The organism is uncultured Treponema sp., assembly GCF_945873775.1.
In the GTDB taxonomy this organism is placed as follows: Bacteria; Spirochaetota; Spirochaetia; order Treponematales; family Treponemataceae; genus Treponema_D.
This window is the reverse complement of record NZ_CAMCEC010000001.1, coordinates 125,262-151,733: the sequence shown is the minus strand read 5'-3', so window position 1 is coordinate 151,733 and position 26,472 is coordinate 125,262. Positions and strand designations below refer to the sequence as shown.

Sequence of the window (26,472 nt, the reverse complement as noted above, 5' to 3'; positions counted from 1 at the left end):
GACAGTTTCAAATACTAACAGACATTTGAAAGTCTTTTTAGCATTCTAGTTGAATCTAGCTCTTTCCGCAAGTAAGCTGAACTTTTGAAGCACAGGCAAGCTTTCTAGTCTGCACAGTTATGCTTTATATGTATAGAACGAGGTATGTATGGTTTATGAAATCAACTTAAAAACAAAATGGAATTAACTTAAAATCAAAACAAAATTAAGTTAAAAACAAAATGAAATCAACTTAAAAACAAAACAAAATTAAGTTAAAATAAAAATGAAATCAACTTAAAATCAAAGTGAAATCAACTTAAAATTAAAATGAAATTAAGTTAAAAACAAAACAAAATTAAGTTGATTTTAGGGATTCACAAGCAGTGGAGAGGGGCAACCAAAGCAGTATGTAAGGGAGTGAAGAGACTGTTATTAGCGTAAGGACAGTGGATACAAAGAGTCTTATCTTATGACAGAGACAGAAAAATTTGACTTGTTGTCGCTGGTTGTTTATTCTATAAAAAAAGCAGCTGATTAAGAGGAGTAAAAAAATGAAAAGTTTGAAAAAATCTTTTAGCTTGGCTGGCAACCACAAGAGTAGGCTGTCTTTTGCAAAGCTGTTGTGCGGGCTTGCGCTGCTTGCAGTTCCGCTCTGTACTGCATACGGGCAGAAAAAGCTTGACGTGCAGAAAGTTCTTGAAAAGGGAAACTACAAGGCAAGCGATCTTATGATTGCGGTTCCGGGGCAGAACTATTCTATTCTTGCAACGGAAGTTACACAGGAACTTTACGAGTCTGTAACGGACGAGAATCCAAGCGAGTTCAATGGCGAAAAGAACCTTCCTGTGGAAAACGTGAGCTGGGTTGACGCAGTTAAGTTCTGCAACAAACTGAGTGAAAAAGACGGCTTGAATCCTTGCTACTCATACAAGGAAAGCGCGAACGCTGCTCAATGGGATTTGGACAATGATGAAATGGGCAACTGGTCGGAAAACGAATGGAAAAAGTTCAACAAAGACTTTGCCTGCGACTTTACAGCAAACGGCTACCGTCTGCCTACAGTTGAAGAATGGCAGTACGCGGAAAAAGGCGGACAGGATTTCAAATACAGCGGAAGCGACAACTTAGATGAAGTTGCCTGGTATAATGACAACAGCGAAGAAAAAACACACACCGTTGCACAGAAAGCTCCTAACGGCTACGGATTGTATGACATGAGCGGAAACGTGTGGGAATGGTGCGGAGATTTGGACGAGTATCTCTGGGATTGCAACCCCAACAACAGCAGCGGACGCTATGACTGCGGCGGCAGCTGGTACGACGACGCCGACTACTGCGAGGTGGGCTACAAGGGCTGGTACTACGCCTGTAACGCCTACCTCAACCTGGGCTTCCGCATTGTCCGCAACACAGGTAAGTAATGGCGGGCAGGTGCTGTTGTAAAAAAAAGACAGATTCCCGCATCGAGCACGGGAATGACATATAAGTAATAGTTTGAAATTTTGAAGCACAGGCAGGCTTTCTAGGTCATAAAGCAAAGTGTTTATTGTTGATAGAAGAAAAGAACTGCCTTGTTAATTTTTAAGTTGTAAAAGGCAGCTCTTTTTTGAATAACTTCCCATCATATTATTCAGTTTTTTTATTATTCGTTTATGATGTCTATTTCTTTTAATTTTTTTATTACGAATGTTATGCCAAGAACTATTATTGCGGTACAGAGTGCGAATGATATAACAGTCCAGAATCCATTCCAAAGCAGTTTTAAATCAATATCTTTCCAGCTTTCCCATTCTTCTTGGCGAAGCTGTTTGTTATAAATTTTATTTGCTTCAATATTCAAGTTATCAGAAATCTTTCTGCCCAAATCATCATAGAAATGAACTGGTTTTGTTATGTCTCTTTTTTTGTCGCAATTCAAATATTCATAATTGCAATTATAGCAGTCTGAATACGAAGTTTGATCTTCAGTGATTTTGTAAATAGGTGTAACAATGTCTTCAATTCTTGAAACTTCTTTTGATTTCTCCTGTTCTTCAAAAAGCTTTTTTGCTTCTTTACGAATTGATTTTGCAACAACTCTATTGAAGTCATCAAAATAAATGCCATAATCCATTTGTCTGATTGGAAGTTCAATTTCATCAACATATTCAACTACTTCTGAAGAGCTGTATACTACGGAAGTCTTGAATTTACTGTTGCTTGTTTCTAATGCAAAAGAATTGAAGCATAAGGATATTGTAAGTGTTGTTAATAAAAAAAGTGATTTTAAATTTTTCATAATTCATCTCCATGGATAAAAGTTATTTATAAAAAAACAGCTTTGATGGGGAAAACTGTTTTATTCATGTATTGCAGTTGAAAATTTATTCAATATTTGAAAATTCAAGTTTCTGAATTTTTTCTAATACCGGCATAATTTCATTGCCTTGCAGGAAAAACTTCTTTTGTTTTTCATCGTTCCTGCACAATAATTTTTCTGAAAGTTTTAACTCGTATAAATCATAGCTTAAAAAAATATTTTCAACTAAAATCATTTTGCTTTTCGGTTCAAAAGAAAAATGAGTATGAGCAAAATTAATATTATTTGAAGCTTTGTTAATTTTAGTAAATTCACTGGAAAATTCTTCTTTGGGAATTTCATACCTTAAAATACTTGAAAATGTTCCAGAATAACAATTTTGAACTTCGATACCGGGATATTTCCAGAAGCCTTCAAAAAACTTTTCTTTAATTTTTTTATACTTCAATAAAAATTGTGCTTTAATTTTTGACTCTGGTTTTATCTTTATTCCAAAAATGAAATTATAGTTCCAATAGTTATTTATGTCGTAAATTGTTTTTTCAAAAATAAAGTCATTTCCAGCTTCAAGTAAACCTTTGCAAAAACTGAAAGCATCATTGTTTTTAAATTTGCTTAAGAAAATATCAGATTCTAAATGTGAACATTTAAAGAACAGTCCGTTCTTTTCAAAAATTGAAGTGCAATCCATTTTTTACCATCCTTTGTATGATAGTTCTTTAATAATATTTATGTTTAAATCTTTAACACAATCTTTAACACGCTCTTCTTTTTTTAGAAGATACTCTTCTATTTTTTGTATAATAAATTGAAGTTTTTCTTCATCGCTTAAATTTTCTTTGAAGTTCCCTTTGAAAATTTCGTTGCCTTCAATTTTGATTTTCAATTCAAATTTTTCTGTGTTGTAATAACAAAGTCTTACTTGTGGCAAGACAACATCTTTTTTCCAAAACTCTGAACGTAATCTTTCAATTTCCAAAATGCTTTCAGAAAATCCTTTTTGCTTAATTCGTCCTGTTTCTTTTAGAAACGCGTGAAAGTTTGGCGGCAGGATGATAATGTTTTTTGACTGTGATTTAAAATCTATTTGAAACTCAGGTTCGTTTTTGTCGGTTTTAAAAATTTTTTCATATAAAGTGCGTAAAACTTTTGTTAAAAAAATTACAAATGCAACTCCCAGTGTGCACAATGCTCCAATTCCAATCCAGACCAAAATATTTAGAAACATATAACCTCCCGTTTTTATTTCTAAATATATATAGCTGTGCATTTTTCAAAAGTTGACACAAATTTTTATTATTTTTGAATTTTTATAAAAAAACAAAATACCTCTTGCCCCCCCCCGAAAAAGTTTTACTATAATGAAGAAATGTGCAGGAAGTAGAAATATGGAAAAAGAAGAAATTATAATAGAAATAAAAAATTTTCTTTCAGGAAAGCAAAAATGCAATCCGTCTACAATAAAAGATGAATTAAAAAAGAAAGGCATAACTGTTGAAAATTTAGAGCAGGTGTTCGGCACAAAAAGCATTACAGATATATTAAAAGCAATTCCAGAAATTTATTTTGAAAAAGATGAGCATGGCACATCGTATGTAAAACTAAAAAATTCTTTAGAACAAGATGATTCTGTAAAAAACATTCAAAAGTCTGAAAGTCAAGTTTTGAAAAAAGAAACAAACAAAGAAGATAGAATTCCATTGCGTGAGAGAATAAAAAAACTTCTTTCATTTATAGGCAAAGATTTAATTGAAAAAGATGAAGCTGTTCGTTTGGCGCTTTTAGCAAGCATTGCTGGAGAAAGCATATTTTTTCTTGGACCTCCAGGAACTGCCAAAAGTTTAGTGAGCCGCCGCCTTAAGTTGGCATTTAAAGACGAAGATGAAAAGTCAGTTTCTTATTTTGAATATCTGATGAACCAGTTTTCTACACCAGATGAAATTTTTGGACCGGTGTCGCTAAAGGCTTTGGAAGAAAATAAATATGAGCGAATTACACAAGGTTTTCTTCCAGAAGCAAATGTTGCATTCTTGGATGAAATTTGGAAAGCAAGTCCTGCGATTCAGAACACTCTTTTGACAATCTTGAATGAAAAGAAATTTCACAACGGAAACAATGTAAATGCAGTTCCATTAAAAGCCTTGATTTCAGCAAGCAACGAACTTCCTGTAAAAAATCAAGGTCTTGAAGCTTTATGGGACAGATTTTTGATTCGTGCGATTGTAAATCCAATTCAGGATGATGAGGGTTTTGAAAAGTTTCTTTATGGCGAAAAAGTAAAAGCGGAACTTGAGCCGACTGATTCAATGAAAAAAAATCTTATTTCAACTTCTGAGCTTGAAGACTGGACAGAGAAAATAGAAAAAATTAAAATTCCTGATGAAGTCCGCAATGTTATCAGTAAAATAAGGCATGAATTGTCTCGCAAAAATGAAGAAAAAAAACGACAAGAAAACGAAAAGTTTTATGTTTCTGATCGCCGCTGGAAAAAAATTATAAAAATCCTAAAAACTTCTGCCTTTCTGAATGGACGAAATTCAGTTGACCTAATGGACTGTCAGCTTATTGAGTATTGTATCTGGAACACAGAAAATCAAATTGAAGAAGCAGAACAAATTGTAAAAGATTGTGTCGAGCAGAACGGACTAGAAGTTGACATTGCAGTTAATGATATATGTGATGAGATAGAAGAGTTTAAGAATGAAATAAAGAAAGAGTTTTATGTAGAAGATGATTATTCAGATAAACTTGTAAAAAATCCAGTTTTTGAAGAATATCCAGATTTTGAAGAAACTCGTCAAAAAAAAGCTGATGAAAAATATAATTCAATTTTAAAATCTATAAAAACGAGCATCCAAGAAGTTGATAATTATATTTCTGAAAAATCTGCTCCTTTTAGAGAGAATCTTTTTGCAGATCAAAAAATGCGTAAAGTTATTTTAAAGGCAGTTGAAAAGCCTAGGTTGGAACTTGAAAAGGCAGGATGTGATTTGAATAAAATCCGCGGGCAATATATTTAAACTTTTTTATGAAACAAAATTACAAAGAATTTAAAAATCAGATATATAAAACTTTAAACCCTTTGAATAAACTGTTGGAGTATTCGGATAAAATTTCCAGTGTAGAAAAATTAAATGAAAAAGATTCTGCATATATAAATGATCAAATAAGAATTTTGGTGCAAAATCTTCAGAATCCACTTGTCCGCAAAAAGACGAATATCAAAGAACTTGGAATGTTCCGAAAAATCAGAAACAACATTTCTCATAATACAGAGGAATTTTCACAGCCAGAACTTGAGAATTTGTGGAAGGATGTTTTTCCTGTCTTGCCTAAAATAAAATCGGAACTTGAAAATCTTTTGCCAAAAGAAAACTCAAATTCTAATCGCCGTCGTTTTAGAAAATTTGGAACTCCTGTTTGTGGAGATGAAACTGAACGCCAGCAGCTTTTAGACGCAATTGAGGATTTCTGCAGTTCTTCAAGTTTGTCAGAATCAGAAAAAATTGACTTTCCTGAAAATAAATTTTCCCAAGCTGCAAAGCAAAGTCTTGAAGAAATATTCACAAGAAAAGAAAATTCTGCATACATTCAAAAGCATGAAGGGCTTGCAAAAAATATTCAAGATGATTTGCTTGAGTGGATAAAAAATGTTGACAGCCGTCTTTCAAAAGAAAATCCATTTGAAAAGGAAGCGGCATTTGTTTCTTCTTTGAAAAATAAAAAGTCAGAAGAAATTGCGGATTCTATTTTGCAGATTCAAAAGGATTATGAGAAAATATCTGATGAAAAATTTAATTTTGATTTTTATAACAAGAAATTTTTAGAGATTAAAGAGAAAAAAGAGTTTGTAAACAAAAAAATTAAAATTTCAAAAAAATCTGAAAAGTATAAAGAAGAACTGAAAATAAAAATTCAAGCAGTTTCAGATAAGTTGATTGAAGATTTTGAGTCAAGTTTGATACAAAGAAAAAATGCATGGCAGCTTGAATTGATTGAAGAAATGCGGAAAAAATTTATAAAAGAATTTTTTGAGAAATTGGAAAAATTCAAGAAACTTGAAAATCTTCTTTGCAGAATTTTTGACGAAACTGGATTTTTGTGGGACTTGTCAAAAGGACTTTTTAATGAAAGTGGTTTTGAAATTTTAAGACAGTATGCGGATTTTCTTGAGAAAGATAAATCTCTAAATGAATTTGCAGCAATTTTAGGAAAACATAATAGAATTCAGCGGATATATGAAAAAGAAGTTAGTGAAAAAGTAATTGTAAAAAATGAATGGAACCCCAAGCCTGCATACAAAGGCCAAATCTCTGGCATTAGAATGTCTAGCGATATTTCTTCTGTTTTGCCTTCTGAACTTGCAATGTTTTCAAGTCCAGCGACAAAAAAACTTTTTGAATTAAAGTTTGCGCAAAATCAGCTTATGTCATTCAAGTATGAAACTTTCGTTCCTGAAGAAAAAAATGAAATTCAAACAGAAGAAATCACCAAGGAAAAACAAGAGCAAAAAGGTCCTGTTGTAATATGCGTAGACACAAGCGGTTCTATGAACGGAACTCCAGAAAATATAGCAAAGACAATAACGTTTGCGCTTTCTAAAATTGCTTTGCAAGAAAAATGCAGCTGTTATTTAATCAGTTTTTCTACAGATATTGAAACACTGGATTTGAGTTTTAAAGACAAAACTAACAGTGAAGTTTTATCTACTCTTGTTAAGTTTTTGAGAAAATCATTTAACGGCGGAACTGATCCCTGTTTAGCTCTTGAACATGCTGTAAAACTTTTGCAAACTGAAAACTGGAAAAATGCAGATGTGCTTATGATTAGTGATTTTGTTATGGACAATCTTGATGAAGATTTGGAAAATAAAATTGAAATTGAAAAAAAGAAGAATACAGATTTTTTTAGTCTTGTAATCGGTTCAGGCGGAAATCAAGAAACAATAAACCGCTTTAATCATAACTGGTTTTATAACATGAATGATTCTAGGGCAGAATATCATTTAGTTGAGCAGCTGAATATTGTAAAAAATAGGCAAGAATGAATTTAAAAAAATGAAGGGGCCGAACAAATCCGCCCCCACAGCTAAGTGTCCGAAGACATCCTAACTCAATTCATTTATAAGATTACAAAAGAAAATCAAAAAAATCAAGCATTTTATTTGCACAATGAATGCAGTTTTTCTGCGATGCTTTTATCCTGTGTTCCGAAAATCAGGTTTTGACTTACAGGAAGCCTTTCAGTCATTTTTTGGATTTTCTGATATTCATTCACGAAACTTTTTATTCTTTTTGACTCGTCCAATTGTTTTAAAATATAACAGACAAGTGCGACATAAGAAATGATAAAATTAAAATCAATTTGTTTTATTTTCAGTTCGTTTTCCAGAAGAGTCTTGATGTTTTTTCCGGCTTCGCTTGTGGCAAACCGTGTGTCAAAAATTATTCCGTTATGGGCAATTGCATTTCGCAAATCCTTCAGAACAAAAATAATGTCTTTCAGTAAAAATCCATCAGCGTTTAAGTTTGTCGGAAGCTTTAAAAGTTCTGAAACTTCAAGCCTTATTGTTTTATTTGAGCAGGCGAAAAATGTGCCGAATTCTCCAAGCGACAAGCTTTCAAACGCAGCCCAGACAGGAACTTCACGTCCGTTTTCGTAAAAATGAGTCTCGATTTCTTTTCCTGACATATAATCTCGGATAAGGGCGGAATTTATTTTCATCTGGAGATCCATTTTTCTTTTGAATTCTTTTTTGTATGCCGCGGTTCCGGTTTTAAATTCCTTATAATAGGTAAGCGACTTGTTGAAAACTTCCTGAAGGTTTTCGCTTTGGCTGTCGGCAAGAGTTGCCTCAAGAACATAATTTTTCAGGGCATTTTCAATGAACATAAGATTCGGATAAAAAAGACCTTTCAACTGCATGTCAAAATCATTCAGCGCGACTACCTGAGAAAAATTTGTAAAGGAAATAGGATTGTTTGATTTTCTTACGAACCGGTAGCCTTTGTAGCCATGGTAATATCCGATTTTCCTAAGGTCTTTTTCCTGATTTGGATTGATTTTCAGATTATGCTTTTCCTGCAGATGGGTTTTTAAATCCTGTAAACTGTACATATTAAAAGTATAACATGAAAAATAGTTTTTATGAAATTTAAATTAAACATGAATCTACTTTAATATAGTTTTTTTTAATCTTTCATAGAATCTTGACATCATTTTGCTTGCATTTGATTTTGAACATCCGAAAACTGCTGCTATCATTTCTTGGGTAGGAAGTTCTTTTTCTGAAAAAAAATCCTGCCAAATCTTTTTGTTTAAAAACGAAAATTGTTTTTCTAGTGCAATGATTTTCTCTAAGTCTATTTCCAGAAAGTTTTTTTTATCAAGTTGTGTTAAAACATCTTTTGTTATAAACGCTGATTTTAGTTCCTTGTTCTCTTTTTCTTTTTGAATAGCTGAATTTAAAATTTTTAGAGATTGTTTTAATTCTTCAAAGATGAAATACTTTTCTTCATCTGAAATGTTTTTCTTATAATTTACAGAAAGTGGAAAAAAATCGGTTATATAATTTTCTTCATCTTTTTCATTGCATGAAACTATTGGGATTTGATTTTTCGAATAGGACTTTTCTTTTTTCCTTGTATTTTTAAGTTCATTTTTTAAAGCCGCAATAACATAATTTGAAAACTCACGACCTTTTTCTTTTGCAAAAAGTTTTGTGCATTGAATAATACAATTTGTTATTTCTAACGCATATTCTTCTATATTATATTTTCTGTTCCAGCTGGTGTTTAATTCATTCCAAATAATAATAGTGAGTTTCCTTATCAAGTTATTTTTTTCTTGCGGATTTGAAGTTTCCTGAATTTCAGAGAAAATGGAATTTATTTTTGAATAAAAAATTTTGCTTGAGCTGTTCATATATAATTTACAGAGAAAAGAAAGTTTCCAGACTTTTTAATGCTTTCTGTCTTGAATTTGATGCAAGTGAATAAGTGAAAGAATTTAGATAGTAAAGCGAGGTTACATCATAAAGCTCTGGATTTTTTGGCTTTCCATCTTTCCAGTCAACTTTGCCATATATAATTTTTTTTATATCAGAATTGTAGAATTTTTCAGCAAACGAAAATGCACATAGAACAATCATTGGAACTGTGCGCGGACCAAAAGTTATATCTGCATATAGTTCTGAATTTTCCTCAATCTGGGAAAGCATTAGTTTTAATCGATTTTCATTATTTGATTTTAACTCTTCGTAATTTGTTTCAATAAATGAATATTCGATTTTTGCTCCAATGTTTGCATTTATGTTTTCAAGTTCAGTCTGAAAAATTTTTGTGTTTTTTTCTACAAGGCTGCTGTTTCCTTTTGTCTGAATTAGAACAATTTTTATTTCTTCATTTTTTTTGATTTTTTCAGAAAGCACCGCATTTATTGGATATACGACAGGTACTTTGTAAGCGCAACAGGCATTGCCAGTGTTTTCGTAAGAAACGGCTTCAAGTTTTTCCTTCATGGAAATATCAACAAAAACAATCTTTTTCATAATTTACCTTGAAAAATTCTAAAGTTTTCAATTTTCAAAAAATGCTATATTAAGTTTATCGTAAAAAATACTATGGTGCATGATGTTAAGTTTTCTTACAATTAAAGAAAATATTCAGTTAAGATTTTATTTATCTTTTTTTGTTATATTGAAGCCTTGTTCCCCATCTTTATCTTTTCATTGCAAACATCAAAAAAAAATATTATAATTTTGCTTTATAAAAAAAGATTTTATGCAAATATGTGTGTAGATAGAGGTTACGATGAAAGCTATTGAACTTGAAAAATCCTACAATCCAAAAGATTTTGAAGATAGAATTTATGCTGAATGGGTTCAGACAGGATGTTTTAAGCCTGCGTCCGACAAGGATTCTCCTGTGCATGAATGTTACTTGAACAAGTCTAAAAAATCAGCGGTTTCAAAGTATACAGTCGTAATTCCTCCGCCAAACGTTACAGGCGTTCTTCACATGGGACATGGACTGAACAATACATTGCAGGATATTGTTGTGCGCTACCACAGAATGAAAGGCGACGACACTCTTTGGATTCCTGGAACTGACCATGCAGGAATTGCCACACAGAATGTTGTTGAAAAGCAGCTAAAAAAAGAAGGAAAGACCCGCAATGACCTTGGACGTGAAAAATTCCTTGAGCGCACTTGGCAGGTAAAAGAAGACCATCACAACATAATTGTTAAGCAGCAGCGCAAGCTTGGAAATTCCGTTGACTGGAACCGCGAGCGTTTTACAATGGATGAAGGTCTTTCTAAGGCTGTGCGCAATGTTTTTGTCACTCTTTATGAGCGCGGTCTTATTTATAAAGGTCATTATCTTGTAAACTGGTGTCCTCGCTGCGGAACGGCTCTTGCTGATGATGAAGTTGAGCACACAGACACAGACGGCTTCATGTATCACATTTACTATGAATTTGAGGACGGCACTGGAAAAATTGAAATCGCCACAACCCGCCCGGAAACTTTGCTTGGCGACACTGCGGTTGCTATAAATCCAGAGGACGAGCGTTACAAGTCTATCGTTGGAAAAAAACTCAAGCTTCCGCTTACAGACCGTGTAATCGACTTGATTGCAGATCCTTATGTTGACAAGGAATTCGGAACTGGGATGGTAAAAATCACTCCGGCGCACGACCCTAACGACTGGGAAGTTGGAAAAAGAAATAATCTTGAAGTTATAAACATTTTAAATCCGGACGGAACATTAAACAATAACTGCCCGGAAAAATACCGCGGCTTAAAATGCCCAGAAGCACGCAAGCTTATTATAGAAGATTTAAAGGAGCTTGGACTTTACAAGGGCGAGGAAAAAATTAAGCATTCAGTTGGACATTGCTACAGATGTTCAACTGTCGTAGAGCCGTATTTAAGCGACCAGTGGTTTGTAAAAATGAAACCGCTTGCAGACAAGGCTCTTGCCGCCTGGAAGAACGAGGAATTTGTTTTTTATCCGCGCAAATGGGAAAACACATTCTCTCACTGGATGGAAAATATCCGCGACTGGTGTATAAGCCGTCAGCTTTGGTGGGGACACAGAATTCCTGTTTGGTACTGCGACTGCGGAGAAACAATCGTCAGCCGTGAAGACCCGAAAAAATGCCCTAAGTGCGGCGCGGATTCTTCTCATCTAAATCAAGATCCTGATGTTCTTGACACTTGGTTCTCTTCTTGGCTTTGGCCGTTCTCAACTTTGGGCTGGCCTGAAAAAACTGAAGACCTTGAGCAATTCTATCCTACAACGGCTCTTGTTACAGCCTACGATATTATTTTCTTCTGGGTAAGCCGAATGATTATGGCTGGTCTTGAATTCACAGGAAAATCTCCGTTCCATGACATTTACATTCACGGACTTGTTCGCGACAAGCAGGGCAGAAAAATGTCCAAGTCGCTTGGAAACGGAATTGACCCGCTTGAAATTATCGACCTTTACGGCGCAGACGCTCTTAAATTCACTTTGAGCTATATGTGCGCCCAGGGGCAGGATGTTCTTGTAGACAAGGATTCTTTCAAGATGGGAAGCCGCTTCTGCAACAAAGTATGGAACGCAAGCCGCTATATTCTTGGCAATCTTGAAGGCAGAACTCTTATTCCTGTTGCTGACTCAGACCTTAACGAGCTTGACAAGTGGATTTATACTTGTCTTGACAACGCCGTAAAAAATGCAAGGGCTGCTTTTGAAGGCTACCGTTACAACGACGGAGCTTCTGCAATCTATGAATATTTCTGGAACGATTTCTGCGACTGGTATGTTGAAGCCACAAAACTTTCGTTTAAAAATGGCGATGACCACGAAAAAGACCGCGCGGTTTCTGTTCTGCTGAATGTTCTTGAAGAAAGCCTTCGTCTGCTTCATCCGTATATTCCTTTTGTTACAGAAGAAATTTATTCCAAGCTGCCTTTGGCTCAGATTGTAGAAAACCGCAAGAAAGCCGGAGAACAGAACATTCTTTCTTCCGATGAATACACAGGACTTCTTGTTACAGCTCCGTATCCAGATGAAAAATCAAGCCGCGTGAACAAAGAAATCACAGAGCGTTTTGAAACTTTAAAGGAGCTTATCAGAACTTTGCGCGGACTTCGTGTTGAATGCGGAATCGATCCTGCAAGCAAACTCCATATTGCAGTAAAAATTTCCAAAGGCTCAAGCGCGGAAGTAATAAAAGAAAAGACTGACATGGTTTGCCTTTTGGCTGGAATCAGCAAGGTTGACTTTGTGGAATCAAATCCTGAAAAATCAATTGGCGCAGTCGGTACTGGATTCGAAGCGTTCCTTTTGGTTGACGAAAGCGTGAACAAAGAGCAGCTAAGGCAGAAGTTTACCCGCGACATCGAATACGAAACGGAAAATGTCCGCAGAAGCACAAACAAGCTGAACGGAAAATTTGCCGAGCACGCTCCAGCTGAAGTTGTTCAGGAAGAAAGAAACCGCATGGAAGAAGCCCAGCGCCGCATAGAAAAGCTTAATTCGTACTTGAAGAATTTGTAGCGGAACTTTTTCAAAAGATTTGCCTTCAGGAGGATTCTTATGAAAAGAAAATATGAAATGGCGGTGGAAAAGCCACAGCAGATGGACAACGAGCACATGCTTCAGCTTAAGAACATCTATCTTGCGCCTTATATGCAGATTGCCACAGCTTTGATTGGCAAGGCAAGGTTCGCAGGGGGAAATATGTTCCGCCATCAGCTTGACACAATGAGCATTCTTATTGACTACGGCTACATCGACAATATCCTTTTGAAGGCAAGCTGCGTGCATGATACAATAGAAGATATTCCTGGGTTTGATGAAAATCTTATCCGCAATGCAGATTCTGATGGCCCGGAAGTTCTTGAGCTTGTAAAAGAAGTTACAAAGAGACCGGGGCAGCTAAAGAGCGAATACTTAAAGTCGATTATAGACAACGGAAGCCAGCGCGCAAAAATTCTAAAATGCGCCGATAGAATTTCCAATATGATAAGTTTGGGCTTTGTAACGAGCAATGAATTTATTGAACGCTATTGCGATGAAACTGAATATTTTATTCTTCCTATTGCCGTTGAAGTTGATTTCAATATGTACCAGGAGCTTATAAGCCTTGTTGTAAGCCGCCGCGAGCATCTTGAAAAGTCCGGCTATTTCGACAGGAAAGAAGAAAGGGATGAGTAGTCCTTTTGTTTGCGCTCTCCAAATTCTTATGGTACAATTCTTCAAATAGAGAACGGAGATTTTTGCGCAGTGCCCTCGTATACGATTATTGTTCCCGATTCATCTTATCTTGCCCGTATCTGCGGAACAAATGACAGCAACTTAAAACTCATGGAATCTTTTCTTGGAGTTCCTGTTTTTGCCAGAGGAAACGAGCTTTCTATTGACTGCGGAGATTCTTACATTGAGCAGCAGTTCCGTTTTGCAGTTGACCGCATTCTTGATGAATTTTCTGCGGCAAGCCAAAATGTTTCCGATTCAGAATTGATTCAGTCTGTCTTGAATAATGACGCTGCTTTGGATTTGTCTATTTCTATTCCGGGCGGAACAAAAAAAGTTTTTCCGCGTACAAAAGGCCAGTCTTCATTGATTTTAAAGATGCGTACTTTTGATTTGGTTTTTGCAAGTGGTCCTGCAGGCTCTGGAAAGACTTTTCTTGCAGTTGCGGAAGCTTTGCGTCTTTTGCTTTCCCACAAAGTAAATTCCATAGTTTTGACGCGTCCTGTTGTTGAAGCCGGCGAAAGTCTTGGTTTTCTTCCGGGAGATTTGCAGGATAAAATAAATCCGTATATAAGGCCTCTGTTTGATTCAATAAATGCGGTTTTGCCTTCAGATACTGTAAAAAGACTTACAGAAAACGGTATAATAGAAATTGCGCCTCTTGCCTATATGCGTGGACGAACTTTAAGCAATAGCGTTATAATTCTTGATGAAGCCCAGAACACAACTTCTGAGCAGATGAAAATGTTTTTAACTAGAATGGGAGAGAATTCTAAAGTTTTTGTAACAGGAGATCCTTCGCAGGTTGACTTGCCCAAAAGGACTCCTTCTGGTTTTCTTCATGCCTTGAATCTTCTTAGAGGCGTTGAAGGAATTTCGATTGCAGAGCTGACTTCGGAAGACGTTGTAAGAAACGGGTTGGTTAAAAAAATTATACAGGCTTATGAAAATGAAGAAAGATGAAAATAAACAGACTTTTTTTTCTGTTTTAACAGGAGCTTTTTTTAAATATCTTAAAAAGAATTATCCGATGGTTATTTTGACCTTTGCAACTTTTCTTATTACAGTTGCACTTGTCTTTGTAAAGATTTCCACATCTTCTACAGTTTCTTCCTTTAATATAAACGACTATGAAATCGGGCAAATTTCTGATGTTACAATAAAAGCTGTAAAGTCGCTTCCTTCCGACTATGAAAATCCTGTTGAAGTTCAGGCTGGCGAAAAAGTCATAAGAAAAGGATTTCCAATTACAGAAGAAGGCTACGCAAAGCTAAAGAAAATGTCGGAGTCCGCCGTTTATGTGGATTACCGCGCTTTTGCGAATTCTGTAATTTACCATATATTGATGTGCGCCTTGCTTTTCTTCTGCTGCAGCAAAATTTATTTTAAAGCCAAGATGATAGAATTCAAGGAGCTTGTTACCGAGTGTTGCTTTTACATTATAATTTTTAGCTCCGTGATTTTTGGCTCTAAATCCGTTTACTTTGCGTCTCCTTATGCAATCTGCGCTGTTATTCCGTCTTCTGTATGCGTGTTTCTTGTGGCGATTTTGTTCGGGCAGCTCAATGCGGTTTTCTTTTCGCTGATTATTTCACTTTCAGTTTTAAATGCGTCTTCTTATCAGATTGTTCCGTTCTTGTTTGTGCTTTCAACTTCTTTTGCTTCCGCGCGGCTTGTAAGAAAAATCAACAGAAGAACTGACATGGTTTTTGTTTCTGTGCTTCAGTCTTTGCTGAATGTTGTTTTCCTGATGATTTTCAAGATTATTTTCAGCGATTCTTTGTATGACGGGCTTGGCGCGATTGTTGGTGTTGCCCTGAACGGATTCTTTTCTGGCATTCTTTGTCTTGGACTTCTTACGCCTCTGGAGCTTTTGCTGAACACGGCTTCTCTTTTCCGTCTTATGGATTTGAGCGACTTGAATAATCCTACGATGAAAAAGATGCTTGTTACTGCTAGCGGAACTTACAATCATTCGCTTATGGTCGCAAGTCTTGCTGAAGCTGCGTGCAATGAGGTCGGAGCGAATCCTCTTCTTGCCAGAGTCGGCGCATATTATCACGACATTGGAAAACTTGATAATCCTGAGTACTTTGTGGAAAATCAGACTGCAGGAGAAAATATTCATACGGAAATAAATCCGTCGCTTTCTGTGAGCATTATAAGAAGCCATGTTAAGCGCGGTGTTGAAAAGGCACGTGCGTTGCGTCTTCCAAAGCAGATAATCGACATAATAATCGAGCACCACGGAAATCAAGTTATCGCATATTTTTACAATGAAGCAAAAGCTATTGATCCGGATGCAAACCCGGAAGATTATTCTTACACAGGAAATCCGCCTACAACAAGAGAAAGCGCAATTGTTATGCTTGCCGATACAGTTGAAGCCGCCTGCCGCAGTTTGGAAAAGCCTTCTGTTCCGCGCCTTGAAAAATTTATAACAACTCTGATTTACGGAAAAATTGAGCACAAGCAGCTTGAAAACTGCAACCTTACATTCAGCGACCTTACAAAAATTCATGATGCTTTTGTTCAGATTCTTGCAGGCTACTATCACAGCCGCACAAAATATCCTGACCAGAAAGACCCGGACACAAACGAAGTTCATCAGATTCCGCTTCCTCCTCAGGCGCAAGCCCAGCAGGAAAATTCTTCTTCCGAAGAAAAAGATAAAAAATCTGAAAAGACAGAAAAAGAAAAAAGCGTAAAGGAAGATAAAAATTCCAAGAAGTCTTTAAAAGACAAAGCTGAAAAAATTATAAAGGAAAAAAAGTAATGGGAAACCAAATTTTTGTGGGCATGGAAGACGGAAAAACTTCTCCTGCCTGGATAGAAAAAATTGAGCCTTTCGCGCAAAAAGTCATGCAGAAATGCGGCTGGGACGGTGAGGAATTTTCTATTCTTTTTTGCTCCGATGAATATATTCAGTATTTAAATAAAACTTACCGAAATATAGATAGCCCCACTGATGTCTTGAGTTTTGAAAACGGCGAAAAATACACTGACGAAGACAATGTTGTGTGGCTTCAGGCTGGCGACATTGCGATAAGCGTTGACACTTTGCCAAAGAATTCAGAGTATTTTGAAGTGAGCCAGAACGAAGAGCTTAAGCGGCTTATAATCCACGGAATTCTTCATTTGAACGGATATGACCACGGAGAAGAGCACGTTGAAAAAAATGTGGAGCCAAAATGCGAAATGCTTGTTCTTCAAAAAAAACTGATGAAAGATTTTGAGCAGGAAATTTTAATAGAAGAAACTGAAAAATAGGAAATTGTATGTTTGGACTTAAAAAAGAAAATTCAAAGAAAAACGACCAGAAAATCTCTGCCGCAGAAGAAGCCCAGCAGGAAATTTTAGCTGAAGAAAAAAACGACATGATTCAGGGAGTTGAAGAGCTTGCAGTAACAACTGTAAAGGAAGTTATGGTTCCTAGAATCGATGTTGATTTTATTTCAATGGAAACTCCAGAAGAAGAGCTTCTAAAAAAAGTTACAGAAAGCGGACATTCACGCATTCCAGTTTATTCCGGCTCAATAGACAATGTTGTTGGAATTCTTTATGTAAAGGACTTGATAAAAACTCTTGCGGAAAAGCTTCCGATTGACTTGGAAAAAATAATCCGCAAGCCTTATTTTGTTCCAGAAAGCAAGCACATCGACAGCCTTTTGCGCGAATTTAAAAGGCGGCACGTTCATATTGCGGTAAGCATTGATGAGTACGGCGGAGTTTCCGGAATTGTCTGCATGGAAGATATTATAGAAGAAATTGTTGGCGATATTCAGGACGAATTTGACAATGAGCATGAGGACATAATTTCTCTTTCTGAAAATGCCTGGATTTGCGATGCGCGTGTTGACCTTGACACTTTAAACGAAGAAATCGGCTCGGACTTTCCTACAGAAAACTTTGATACTTTGGGCGGATTCGTGTTCGACTTGTTCGGAAAAATCCCTGTAAAGTTTGAAAAAATTTCATGGAATCAGTGGGATTTTATTATTCAGGAAATGGAAGGACACAAGGTTGACACAATAAAAATAATGCGGAAAAAAGAAGACTGATTGTTCCAAGGTTTCCACGGAGTTAAAATGAAAAGAAATATTTTTCATAGTTTTACACTTGCTTTTTTGCTTTTGACTTTTGCATATCCGTTATGCGCCCAGAAGAAATCCGCATTGGAGCTTTTTAAGCAGGCGCAGGAGCTTCAGCAGCAGAGCAGGTGGTTTGACGCGGTTGACCTTTACCAGGAAGCTCTTTTGCTGAATCCGCAGTACGGAGACGCTCTTTATAATCTTGCGATTTGCCATTACGCGCTTGGAAGCTATGATCTTTCTGTTCAGTATGCGGACGAAGCTTCAAAATATGCGCGCAATTTCAGCGATATTCAAAATTTAAAAGGCTTGTCTTTGATTTCGCTTGGAAGAGTGAACGAGGCAAAAGATGTTTTCAATCAGATTTTAAAAAAATATCCAAACGATGTAAACGCAAGGTTCGGACTTGCCGAGCTTGATTTGCTTGACGGTCGTCTTACCGTTGCGGAAAGCCGCTACCAGGATGCTTTAAAGCGCGACGCTTCAAATAGAAAAGCTCTTTTAAGTCTTGCTCTTGTAAGCGCGGAAATGGGAAAGAGCGATGTTTCTGAAAACTATATAAGGCAGGCGCTTTCTTTTTATAGCGGTGAGCCGGAAGTTCATTATATGGCGGCTTACCTTTCTGCAAAAAACGGTGACTATAAAACTGCAGAGCAGCGCGCAAGAAGCGCAGTTCTTATAAATGGAAATTTTGACAAAGCCTATTCTCTTTTGGCTGGAATTCTTTATGCGCAAAAACGGTACAACGAAGTTATTGATATTTGCGACTTTAGAATCGGGCGGAACAGAGATTCAGTTGACTCCTGGTATTTAAAAGGTCTTTCACTTCAAAAGCTTGGCAAAAACGAAGATGCGATTGAAACTTATGAAACTGGACTTTCAATTGCGCCGCAAGATGAAGTTATGCGGAATGCCCTTGAGCAGCTTGCAGGAAGCTATCTTTCAATTGAAGATCCAAGGCGGAATACTTGGGCTGTTTTTCATTCGGCAAAGGCAGAAGAATATGGACGCAACTTTGACGGAATTGCAGAACGCTACGAGTACCAAAAGGCGCTTTCTGTTTCTCCGCTGAACGGTAAAATCAGGCAGTCGTTTGCCGATATGCTTGAGCGCGACGGACACTACGAACTTTATCTTCAGCAGCTGAAATTCATAAAAGAAAATGAAACTTCCGCAGAATCAGAAATTCAGACAAATGAAAATTCTCCTGCGGCAAAAAGAACGCGCGAGCAGATAAAGAACGATGACGCAATTGAAGTTTACGAAAGTCTTTTGCGGAACAACATTGCTTCACGCTGGAATGTAGAGCCGTTTTATTTGGACAAGACAAGGTGGAATATTGGAATCTATTATACAAAAAAGCCTGTCCAGCTGTTTCATGCCGACTTGGAGGAAATTTCTGCGCTGGCTGCAAAAGATGTATTTAACGGAGTTCCTTCCGCTTATGTTGATGTTCAGTCTGAGCCTGTTAGCGGCTATGGCGAGGCGTTCCGGCTTGCAAGAAATTCCGGGCGCGACTATTTTGTTATTTTGACTGCTTCTGAAACTGAACGCACATATTCGCTTGATGCCATTATTTATTCGGCTAGAACTGGAACTAAGACTTCCGAAGTTCATGTTTATAGAACTGGTAACGATTGCATGGCGCGCGCTTTGCAGAGATTCCGGCAGGGAGTTTTGGATATTCTTCCAATCCGCGGAAAAGTTTTGCGAAATGTTCATGGGCAGCTTCTTGTTGACCTTGGAAAAAATGACGGCATTTCAAAAGATTCAGAATTTGATATTGTTCGAAAGGGAAGTGTGATTACAAAGGATTCGGGTCCTGGAGTTTCGTATAACAAAAAAGATTTTCTTGGAACATTTAAAGTTGAAAATGCGGACGAGGAAATTTCAGAAGGCGTTTATAAGAAAAACGGATTTTATGACACTCTGAATGTTGGCGATGAAATTGTTCTTACAAAGAATCCTGAAAAAGAAACTTCTACGCTGGACAACCGCCCGGCTGCAAATGCAAGCGGAGATCCTGCCACAGAAGAAGCTAGAAAAGCGGAGCTTGAATCGCTAAAAGAATCGCTTCGTCCTGCTTCAAGAGAAAACGATTTGATTCACTTGATAAGAACGATTATTTAATATGAGTTTCTTCATATTGAAAAGTTGAAACAATTGCGTATTTGTTATATTATTTTTGCAACCTAAGTACAAAATTCCATGGAGGATATTTTATATGATTAAGACAGTAAAAGATGTTGATCTTAAAGGCAAACGCATTATCATGCGCGTTGATTTCAACGTTCCTATGAAGGACGGAGTTGTTCAGGACGACACACGTATCATGGCGGCTCTTCCTACAATCAAATATATTCTTGAGCAGAATCCGCGCTCGCTCGTTCTGATGAGCCACCTCGGAGATCCTAAAAAGGACGTGAAGAAGGCGCAGGAAAAGGCTGAGAAAGCCGGAAAGACTTGGACTGAAGCAGATTCAGAAAAATTCATCAACGGCAAGAACCGCATGGCTCCAGTCGTAAAATATTTTTCTGAAAAGCTCGGAAAAGAAGTTACATTCCTTCCTGACGCACTCGGACAGAAAGCCGCAATCGACGCTCTTCCTGACGGAGCAGTCGCAATGCTTGAGAACGTGCGCTTCCACAAGGAAGAGACTTCAAAAGATACAGCTGAGCGCGAGACAATGGCAAAAGAGCTTGCAACTTACGGCGACATCTTTGTAAACGACGCTTTCGGAACAGCTCACCGCGATCAGGCTTCAACAGCGACAATCGCAAAATTCATGAAAGAGCAGCCGGTCGGCGGATTCCTCATGGAAAAAGAAGTGAAATATCTTGAGCCGATGGTTACAAATCCTCCGAAGCCTATGGTTGCCATTATCGGCGGCGCAAAGGTTTCTTCAAAGATTGCCGTTTTGGAATCTCTTCTCAAGAACGCGAAGTATCTCGTAATCGGCGGCGGAATGGCATACACATTCCTCAAGGCCCAGGGACACAATGTAGGAAAATCTCTTGTTGAGGACGACTTTATCGACACAGCAAAGAAGCTTCTTGCAGACGCTGACGCAAAGGGCGTAAAGATTCTTCTTCCTGTTGACCACATTGGAGCAACTGAATTCAGCGCGGACGCTAAACCTGTCGCAGTTGACGGAGTTGATATTCCTGCTGACCTTATGGCGATGGACGTCGGACCTAAAACTGTCGAGGAATACAAGAAAGCAATCGGCGAGGCAAAGTCAATCGTCTGGAACGGACCTGTCGGAGTATTTGAATTCGACGCATTCGCAAAGGGAACTGAAGCAGTCGCACATCTTGTTGCGGAAGCTACAGGACGCGGTGCAATGACAGTTGTTGGCGGCGGAGATTCTGTTGCCGCTGTAAACAAGTTCCACCTTGCGGACAAGATGAGCCACGTTTCAACAGGCGGCGGCGCTTCCCTCGAACTCCTCGAAGGAAAAACACTTCCTGGAATCGCGATCTTGGCTACAAAATAATTGCGGAATTCCGTTTAAAACAAAATGTCATTCTCCTGCCTGACAGGGGAATCCGGCAGAAAAAGAAAAGCTCTGCGCAAGCCGCAGGGCTTTTTTTTAAGGAACATTAAAAATGAATAAAACTGTAAGAATTATGTTAAAGCCTAAAGAAGACCGTGAGATTTCTCAGGGATTTCCGTGGGTGTACGATAATGAAATTTCAACTGTAAAGTTTCCGCTTGATGAAGGAATGAAAACTTCATCTCTTGAAGAATGCGCTGTGGAGGACGGAACTATTGTCGAAGTCTGCTCTAATGCCGGAGGATTTCTTGGCAGCGGCGTGATAAACAAAAAGTCAAAGATTACTGTGCGCATGATTTCTTCCTTGCACGCGGATAAAATTTTGGAAGACATGAAAGGATTTTGGGCAAAGAAAATTCGGGACGCTGTAAATGTCCGGAATCTTAGCTTTAAAAGCGATGACAGCTGCCGTCTTGTTTTTGGCGAGGCAGATTTTATTCCTGGGCTTATTGTGGAAAAATATGTTTCAAAAGGCAAAGTGTATCTTGTAGTTCAGTTTCTGGCTCTTGCTTGTGAAAAGTTCAGAGATGAAATTCTTGGCGCGCTCAAAGATTTTGTAAAGCCTGATTTTATTTATGAAAGAAGCGATGCGGCTGTGCGTGAAAAAGAAGGCCTTGAAGAAAAATCCGGCTGGATTGGAAAATCTGGGCAGGAAATAATTGAAATAGAAGAAAACGGAGTTCTTTTGCTTGTTGACATTGCCCGCGGACAAAAAACTGGCTACTTTCTTGACCAGAAATTCAACAGGGAAAAAATTAAAAAGTTCTGCCACGGAAAAAAAGTTCTGGACACTTTTACACATACAGGAGCTTTTGGTCTTAATGCCGTAAAAGCCGGCGCACGTGAAGTTATAAGCGTGGACATTTCGCAAGAAGCCGTGGACATGGTTGAAAAAAATATTGCGCTTAATGGTGCTGAAGACAAGATGAAGGCTGTTTGCGCTGATGTGTTTGATCTTCTTAAGCAGTATGAATCTAGCGGCGAAAAGTTCGATGTGATTATTCTTGATCCTCCGGCATTTACCAAGAAAGCTGGAAAAATTGAAAAGGCTTACGGCGGATACAAGGAAATAAATTTGCGCGCCATGAGAATTCTTAATGAAGGCGGAATCCTTGTTTCATGCTCTTGCTCCCATTATTTTGATGAAAATACATTTTATTCAATGCTCATGCATTCAGCGATGGACAGCCACAAGCGTGTTCAGGTTTTGGAAAAACTTGGAGCAGCTCCTGACCATCCAATTCTTTTGGGCTATCCTAAGAGTGAATATCTTAAGTGCGCCGTGTGCCGGGTGATTTAATTTGATGCAGGAAAAAAATGTAAACTGCGTTGTTCTGCTTGGACCTACCGCCGTGGGAAAAACTGCCATTGCGGTGCGCCTTGCAGACAGATTCGGCTGGGACATAATTTCCGCGGATTCAAGGCAAGTGTATAAAGGTCTTGATCTTGGAAGCGGAAAAGATTTATCTGAATATTCTATAAACGGAAGGCAGATTCCATATCATCTTATAGACATTGCAACTTTGGACTCTGAATACAACGTGTTTTGTTTTCAGCAGGATTTTTATAGAACATTCAATTCTCTTAAGGCACAGGGAAAGTTTGCATTTGTGGCGGGCGGAACAGGAATGTATCTTGACTCTGTTGTGCGTGGCTATGATCTTCTTACAGTTCCAGAAAATCTTGAGCAGAAAGAAGAGCTTGAAAAAAAATCACTTGAAGAACTTGGAGCTATGCTTTTGTCTCTTAAGCCTGAACTGCACAACAAAAGCGATCTTGCTATAAAGGAACGTGTGGTAAAGGCTTTGCAGATTGAGCTTTTTAAGACAAGCCCTGAAGGAATAAAGGCAAGAAGCGAACTTTTGAGCCGCCCAAAAATTGAGCCTCTTGTACTTGGCACAACATTGGACAGAGATGAGCTTTACAAAAATATTGAAATCCGCCTGCGCCAAAGAATTCAAGAAGGCATGATTGAGGAAGTTGAAAATCTTCACAAGCAGTTTTCTTGGGAACGCCTTGAAAAACTTGGGCTTGAGTACAGATTTGTAAGTTTCTATTTGGAAGGAAAAATTAGTTCAAAAGAAGAAATGGAAAAACAGCTGTGCGCTTCTATACGTCATTTTGCAAAACGTCAAGAAACTTGGTTCCGCGGAATGGAGCGTAAAGGCGTAAAAATACATTGGCTTCCCCGCGAAACAAGCAAGGAAGCTAGGTATTTGGCTGCTGTTGAATTGATTGAAAAGTATGTGCCGGAAGCTTAGGCGTTTACTGCCATCTTTACGGCTGGCTCTTCAATTTTTGTAAGATAGCCGGTTCTAAGGCAGGATTCGAACAATGTGCGGGAAATGAAGTCTGTTGTTATTTCATCGTAGCCGTCTTTGTCTCTTACAATGCGCACAACGTATCCGTCTTCTGTTTCTCTTAGAACTGCCATGTAGTCATTTGTCTTTGCTATGGTTTTAAGTGTGTAGTATGCCATAAATTGCACCTCGCTTTAGTATTATAAGCAATGCTGCTTGAATATGGAAAAATTCCTTAGCCTTATTATATTTTCGGTTTTTTAATGAATGTGTTTAGCTTTTTATTTATCTGGAGGCTTTAATGCTTTGCGATTCCCATTTGCATATTGCTGAATGTGAAAATTTTGTTCCGGCGCATTTTTGCTGTTCATGCGCTCATTCAAAAGAAGAATTTTTTATTCAGGAAGAAATTGCTTCAAAAAGCAGCGGAAAAGTTTTATGCGCATTTGGTCTTCATCCGCAGAAGCCTTTGCTTGAAAATGTTGATTTTTTAGAAAGCCTTTTGATTAAAAAAAGAATTGTTGCAGTTGGAGAAACAGGTTTTGATTTTTTTACGCCGGAACTAAAATCTTGCGCAGCTCAGCAGAAAAAAGCATTTGAAGTGTGCCTTGAACTTGCCACGGAGCATAAAGTACCTCTTGTAATTCACGACAGAAAGGCATTGGATCTTGCGTTTTATTATTCTTCTGCTCTAAAAAAATGCGCTTCGGTTGTTTTCCATTCATTCGCTTTTACTGCAAGAGATGCCGTTTCAATTTTGAACCACAGAATAAACGCATATTTTTCTTTTGGAAAGCCTTTGCTCAACGGAAACAAAAAATCAATTGGCTGTGTAAAAGAACTTCCGCTAGAAAGAATTCTTTTAGAAACCGACGCTCCGTATCAGACTTTAAAAGGAGAAGAAAAAACTTCCCCGCTTCAAATCAAGCAGGTTTACGAAAAGACTTGCGAATTCCGCAGCATGAATATGGAAGAACTTGAAAATTGCGTGCTGAAAAATTTCTTTAATGTGTTTAACGTTGCAGAAATAAATTGTTCCTAAAAATCTTCTAATCTAATAAAAAGGAACTGAACTATTTTTTATAGCTAGCTCCTTTTTTGTTGCAAACTTTTCTATTTTAGACTTTTTGGAATCTTTATTACATAAATCACATCGTCATCAATGCTTGTTGTGCCTGGAAGTATTTTCTGCACAAGCTGGTTGTTTTCAACATTGATTGCAAAGTCATTGTCGTTCGCCACGGCGATTGTGCTGCTGTCCAAAATCCAAAGGCCTTCAAGCTTGTCGTGGGGATATTTGTTCGGAAGATATTCCACAAGGTCAACAAGGAATTCTTTTTTTACAGGCTTGATTCCAGCGGCCTCGATTTCATCTGTGCTGCACTGCTCAAGAGTTTTTCCGTTTATCAAAAGTCCTTCTTTCGATTCAGGATTTTCTCCTGTTATGTCGGTCGCGTCTTTAATGTCGATTTTGAAAAGATACTTATGCGCTTCCTTCTCGCCAGAAAACTTTCCGTCGCGTTCAATTACAACAAATTCTGTGCTTGAAAGAGCCGTAATTCCGCAGGTGGAATCTGTCTCCTTGTTCTGAATATATGCGTACTGCTTTGTGCTGCCAGTTTTAATGTCAAAAGTTACAATGCGCACAAGCTGATTGTTTTTGATTTCTTTTTTTGAAGGATTGAACAATGTTGACTGCATAATTCCAACCAAAGTTGTTCCGTCCGGTGTTACTGAAAGACCTTCCATTCCGCGGTTTGCACGGCGGCGCGCAAGAACTGCCGGAAGGTGTCTTTTTCCTGTGTCCATTCCAAACGGGCTTATTCTTTCAATCTGCTTTCCGTCCGCATCGTAATGAACAATGTGAGGACCGTATTCATCAGAAATCCAGAAAGTTCCGTCTTTCATTGCAACAATTCCTTCGCTGTCCAGTCCATATTCGTCTGTTCCAAGAATGTTTCCGTCAAGGTCATAGGCAATTTCTCCAGTCGCGCCTTTTCCATCTGGATTTGGAAGCCCTGTTATGTCTTTTCCGTCCGGAGTTTTCAGCGTAATTTCTTTTACAAGCGAAACCGAGCCGTCCTCGTTCATCTTAAAAAGCCCGATTCTTGGCGCATAAGAAGGAATAGGGAACATTTTTCCTTTTCCGTTGCTTCCCTTAAAGTCGATGTTCGGACCGCGGTCTGTAAGTAAATAGAAAAGATTTGAATCTGTTGGATGAGCGCACGCATCTGAGCCGTATCCTCCGTTTTGAATTTCCACGCCGTCTGATGTTTTTGCAAGAACAGTGTAAGGAACTTTGCTTCCGTTCAAGCCGACTTTTTCAAACGCTGAATTTGCAGTTGTTCCCGCCTTTGATGTTGAAGCGCAGGAAATCAGCAATAATGCGGCCGTTGCAGCCAACGCATAAAATAATTGTCTTTTCATAGAAACCTCTTTGATTTAATCTGGAAAAAAATTAAATTCACTTTGTAAAATCCTGATTAAGAAATCGTTAGATTAGGAATAATTTCCTTTAATGGCTGATTCAACCTTGCTGCGTGGAATCTATTGTTTTTATGATTCTTAATTGACCTAACGGAAATATTTCATTATTATAATGAGACTAAAAATGAATTTTACCGGGAATGTCCGGTGTTTGGAGTAAAAAATGGCTGTTTTAAAAACAATCCTTCTCATTGCGTTTGTAATTATTTGTGTGCTTTTAGTTCTTCTTGTTCTTGTTCAGAATGAAGAAAATAATGGCATGGGAAGCGCTTTTGGCGGCGGACAGTCTACAGCTTTTGGCGCCCGCTCAGCGAGTGTTCTTACAAAGACAACTGGTGTTCTTGCCGCATTGTTCTTTGTAACTGCTTTTGGAATTTCACTTTTGAACAAAGCTCCTGCAAAAGAAGACTTGTCTTCCACTGTAAAGGAAATTCAGGGAGAAAAGACTTCTTCTGAGGATAACGGAAGCTGGCTTCAGGAGGAGCTTAGCCCGGCTGAAAAATAAAGC

23 protein-coding genes are annotated in these 26,472 nt (G+C 37.8%); 15 read left to right on the top strand and 8 right to left on the bottom strand.

All coding sequences use genetic code 11. The annotated features are described in order from the left end of the window. Nucleotides 1–533 precede the first annotated feature (533 nt). Nucleotides 534–1,403 carry a formylglycine-generating enzyme family protein gene (locus tag Q0N70_RS00675; protein ID WP_294012260.1) on the top strand — a complete coding sequence of 290 codons (870 nt, stop codon included), beginning with the start codon at nucleotides 534–536 and terminating at the stop codon, nucleotides 1,401–1,403. A gap of 221 nt (nucleotides 1,404–1,624) precedes the next feature. Here the strand turns inward: Q0N70_RS00675 and Q0N70_RS00670 are convergent, their stop codons facing one another. The 3 genes from Q0N70_RS00670 to Q0N70_RS00660 form a co-directional block, all read right to left on the bottom strand. Further along, nucleotides 1,625–2,260: a hypothetical protein gene (locus tag Q0N70_RS00670; protein WP_294012258.1), complete on the bottom strand. Its 636-nt coding sequence runs from the start codon at nucleotides 2,258–2,260 to the stop codon at nucleotides 1,625–1,627. Nucleotides 2,261–2,345: 85 nt separating this feature from the next. Beyond that, nucleotides 2,346–2,972: a hypothetical protein gene (locus tag Q0N70_RS00665; protein ID WP_294012255.1), complete on the bottom strand. Its 627-nt coding sequence runs from the start codon at nucleotides 2,970–2,972 to the stop codon at nucleotides 2,346–2,348. Between the two features lie 3 nt (nucleotides 2,973–2,975). Further along, nucleotides 2,976–3,509 (bottom strand): hypothetical protein, encoded by a 534-nt coding sequence (locus Q0N70_RS00660; RefSeq protein ID WP_294012252.1) that lies wholly within the window; start codon nucleotides 3,507–3,509, stop codon nucleotides 2,976–2,978. A gap of 160 nt (nucleotides 3,510–3,669) precedes the next feature. On the opposite strand from Q0N70_RS00660, the gene Q0N70_RS00655 reads away from it, so the two are divergent. Both Q0N70_RS00655 and Q0N70_RS00650 read left to right on the top strand, forming a co-directional pair. Further along, the gene (locus Q0N70_RS00655; RefSeq protein ID WP_294012249.1) at nucleotides 3,670–5,301 is read left to right on the top strand and encodes an AAA family ATPase; all 1,632 of its coding nucleotides are present in this window, start codon (nucleotides 3,670–3,672) and stop codon (nucleotides 5,299–5,301) included. Between the two features lie 62 nt (nucleotides 5,302–5,363). Further along, nucleotides 5,364–7,328 (top strand): VWA domain-containing protein, encoded by a 1,965-nt coding sequence (locus tag Q0N70_RS00650; RefSeq protein WP_294012246.1) that lies wholly within the window; start codon nucleotides 5,364–5,366, stop codon nucleotides 7,326–7,328. Between the two features lie 113 nt (nucleotides 7,329–7,441). Here the strand turns inward: Q0N70_RS00650 and Q0N70_RS00645 are convergent, their stop codons facing one another. Genes Q0N70_RS00645 through Q0N70_RS00635 form a run of 3 tightly spaced genes read right to left on the bottom strand, consistent with a single transcriptional unit; the run spans nucleotide 7,442 to nucleotide 9,830 of the window. Further along, on the bottom strand, nucleotides 7,442–8,398 hold the full coding sequence (locus Q0N70_RS00645; protein WP_294012243.1) for an Abi family protein: 957 nt from the start codon (nucleotides 8,396–8,398) through the stop codon (nucleotides 7,442–7,444). 54 nt (nucleotides 8,399–8,452) lie between these two features. Then, complete coding sequence (locus Q0N70_RS00640) at nucleotides 8,453–9,205, bottom strand: hypothetical protein (protein WP_294012240.1); 753 nt, start codon at nucleotides 9,203–9,205, stop codon at nucleotides 8,453–8,455. Nucleotides 9,206–9,212: 7 nt separating this feature from the next. Continuing rightward, entirely contained in the window at nucleotides 9,213–9,830 is a 618-nt protein-coding gene (locus Q0N70_RS00635; protein ID WP_294012237.1) for a TM1812 family CRISPR-associated protein, read from the bottom strand. A gap of 262 nt (nucleotides 9,831–10,092) precedes the next feature. On the opposite strand from Q0N70_RS00635, the gene Q0N70_RS00630 reads away from it, so the two are divergent. From Q0N70_RS00630 to miaA, 10 genes are all read left to right on the top strand, one after another. After that, a complete protein-coding gene (locus Q0N70_RS00630) occupies nucleotides 10,093–12,831 on the top strand; it encodes a valine--tRNA ligase (RefSeq protein WP_294012234.1) in 2,739 nt (912 codons plus the stop codon). A gap of 57 nt (nucleotides 12,832–12,888) precedes the next feature. Continuing rightward, a complete protein-coding gene (locus Q0N70_RS00625; protein ID WP_148228326.1) occupies nucleotides 12,889–13,491 on the top strand; it encodes a hypothetical protein in 603 nt (200 codons plus the stop codon). Between the two features lie 69 nt (nucleotides 13,492–13,560). Then, nucleotides 13,561–14,493, top strand: a complete 933-nt coding sequence (locus Q0N70_RS00620; protein ID WP_294012754.1) for a PhoH family protein — start codon at nucleotides 13,561–13,563, stop codon at nucleotides 14,491–14,493. Continuing rightward, nucleotides 14,474–16,306: an HDIG domain-containing metalloprotein gene (locus Q0N70_RS00615; RefSeq protein ID WP_294012232.1), complete on the top strand. Its 1,833-nt coding sequence runs from the start codon at nucleotides 14,474–14,476 to the stop codon at nucleotides 16,304–16,306. The genes Q0N70_RS00620 and Q0N70_RS00615 overlap by 20 nt, the downstream gene beginning before the upstream one ends. Continuing rightward, nucleotides 16,306–16,800, top strand: a complete 495-nt coding sequence (gene ybeY / locus Q0N70_RS00610; protein WP_294012229.1) for an rRNA maturation RNase YbeY — start codon at nucleotides 16,306–16,308, stop codon at nucleotides 16,798–16,800. Before Q0N70_RS00615 ends, ybeY begins: the two co-directional genes overlap by 1 nt. Nucleotides 16,801–16,808: 8 nt before the next feature. Continuing rightward, nucleotides 16,809–17,591, top strand: coding sequence for a hemolysin family protein (locus Q0N70_RS00605; RefSeq protein WP_294012227.1), 783 nt, complete (start codon nucleotides 16,809–16,811; stop codon nucleotides 17,589–17,591). Between the two features lie 27 nt (nucleotides 17,592–17,618). After that, nucleotides 17,619–19,751, top strand: coding sequence for a tetratricopeptide repeat protein (locus Q0N70_RS00600; RefSeq protein WP_294012225.1), 2,133 nt, complete (start codon nucleotides 17,619–17,621; stop codon nucleotides 19,749–19,751). Between the two features lie 94 nt (nucleotides 19,752–19,845). Beyond that, nucleotides 19,846–21,117 carry a phosphoglycerate kinase gene (gene pgk / locus Q0N70_RS00595; RefSeq protein ID WP_294012223.1) on the top strand — a complete coding sequence of 424 codons (1,272 nt, stop codon included), beginning with the start codon at nucleotides 19,846–19,848 and terminating at the stop codon, nucleotides 21,115–21,117. A 112-nt stretch (nucleotides 21,118–21,229) separates the two neighbouring features. After that, entirely contained in the window at nucleotides 21,230–22,477 is a 1,248-nt protein-coding gene (locus Q0N70_RS00590) for a class I SAM-dependent rRNA methyltransferase (RefSeq protein ID WP_294012221.1), read from the top strand. Nucleotides 22,478–22,481: 4 nt separating this feature from the next. Next, entirely contained in the window at nucleotides 22,482–23,438 is a 957-nt protein-coding gene (gene miaA / locus Q0N70_RS00585) for a tRNA (adenosine(37)-N6)-dimethylallyltransferase MiaA (RefSeq protein WP_294012217.1), read from the top strand. On the opposite strand, the gene Q0N70_RS00580 is transcribed toward miaA, so the two are convergent. Further along, complete coding sequence (locus Q0N70_RS00580; protein ID WP_294012214.1) at nucleotides 23,435–23,656, bottom strand: hypothetical protein; 222 nt, start codon at nucleotides 23,654–23,656, stop codon at nucleotides 23,435–23,437. The genes miaA and Q0N70_RS00580 overlap by 4 nt on opposite strands. Before the next feature lie 122 nt (nucleotides 23,657–23,778). Here Q0N70_RS00580 and Q0N70_RS00575 point away from each other — a divergent pair, with 122 nt between their 5' ends. Then, a complete protein-coding gene (locus Q0N70_RS00575) occupies nucleotides 23,779–24,519 on the top strand; it encodes a TatD family hydrolase (RefSeq protein ID WP_294012211.1) in 741 nt (246 codons plus the stop codon). A gap of 71 nt (nucleotides 24,520–24,590) precedes the next feature. Here Q0N70_RS00575 and Q0N70_RS00570 read toward each other — a convergent pair whose 3' ends face one another. Continuing rightward, a complete protein-coding gene (locus Q0N70_RS00570; RefSeq protein ID WP_294012209.1) occupies nucleotides 24,591–25,904 on the bottom strand; it encodes an esterase-like activity of phytase family protein in 1,314 nt (437 codons plus the stop codon). Nucleotides 25,905–26,127: 223 nt separating this feature from the next. Between Q0N70_RS00570 and secG the strand changes: the two genes are divergently transcribed. Next, on the top strand, nucleotides 26,128–26,469 hold the full coding sequence (secG, locus tag Q0N70_RS00565) for a preprotein translocase subunit SecG (RefSeq protein ID WP_294012207.1): 342 nt from the start codon (nucleotides 26,128–26,130) through the stop codon (nucleotides 26,467–26,469). Nucleotides 26,470–26,472 lie beyond the last annotated feature (3 nt).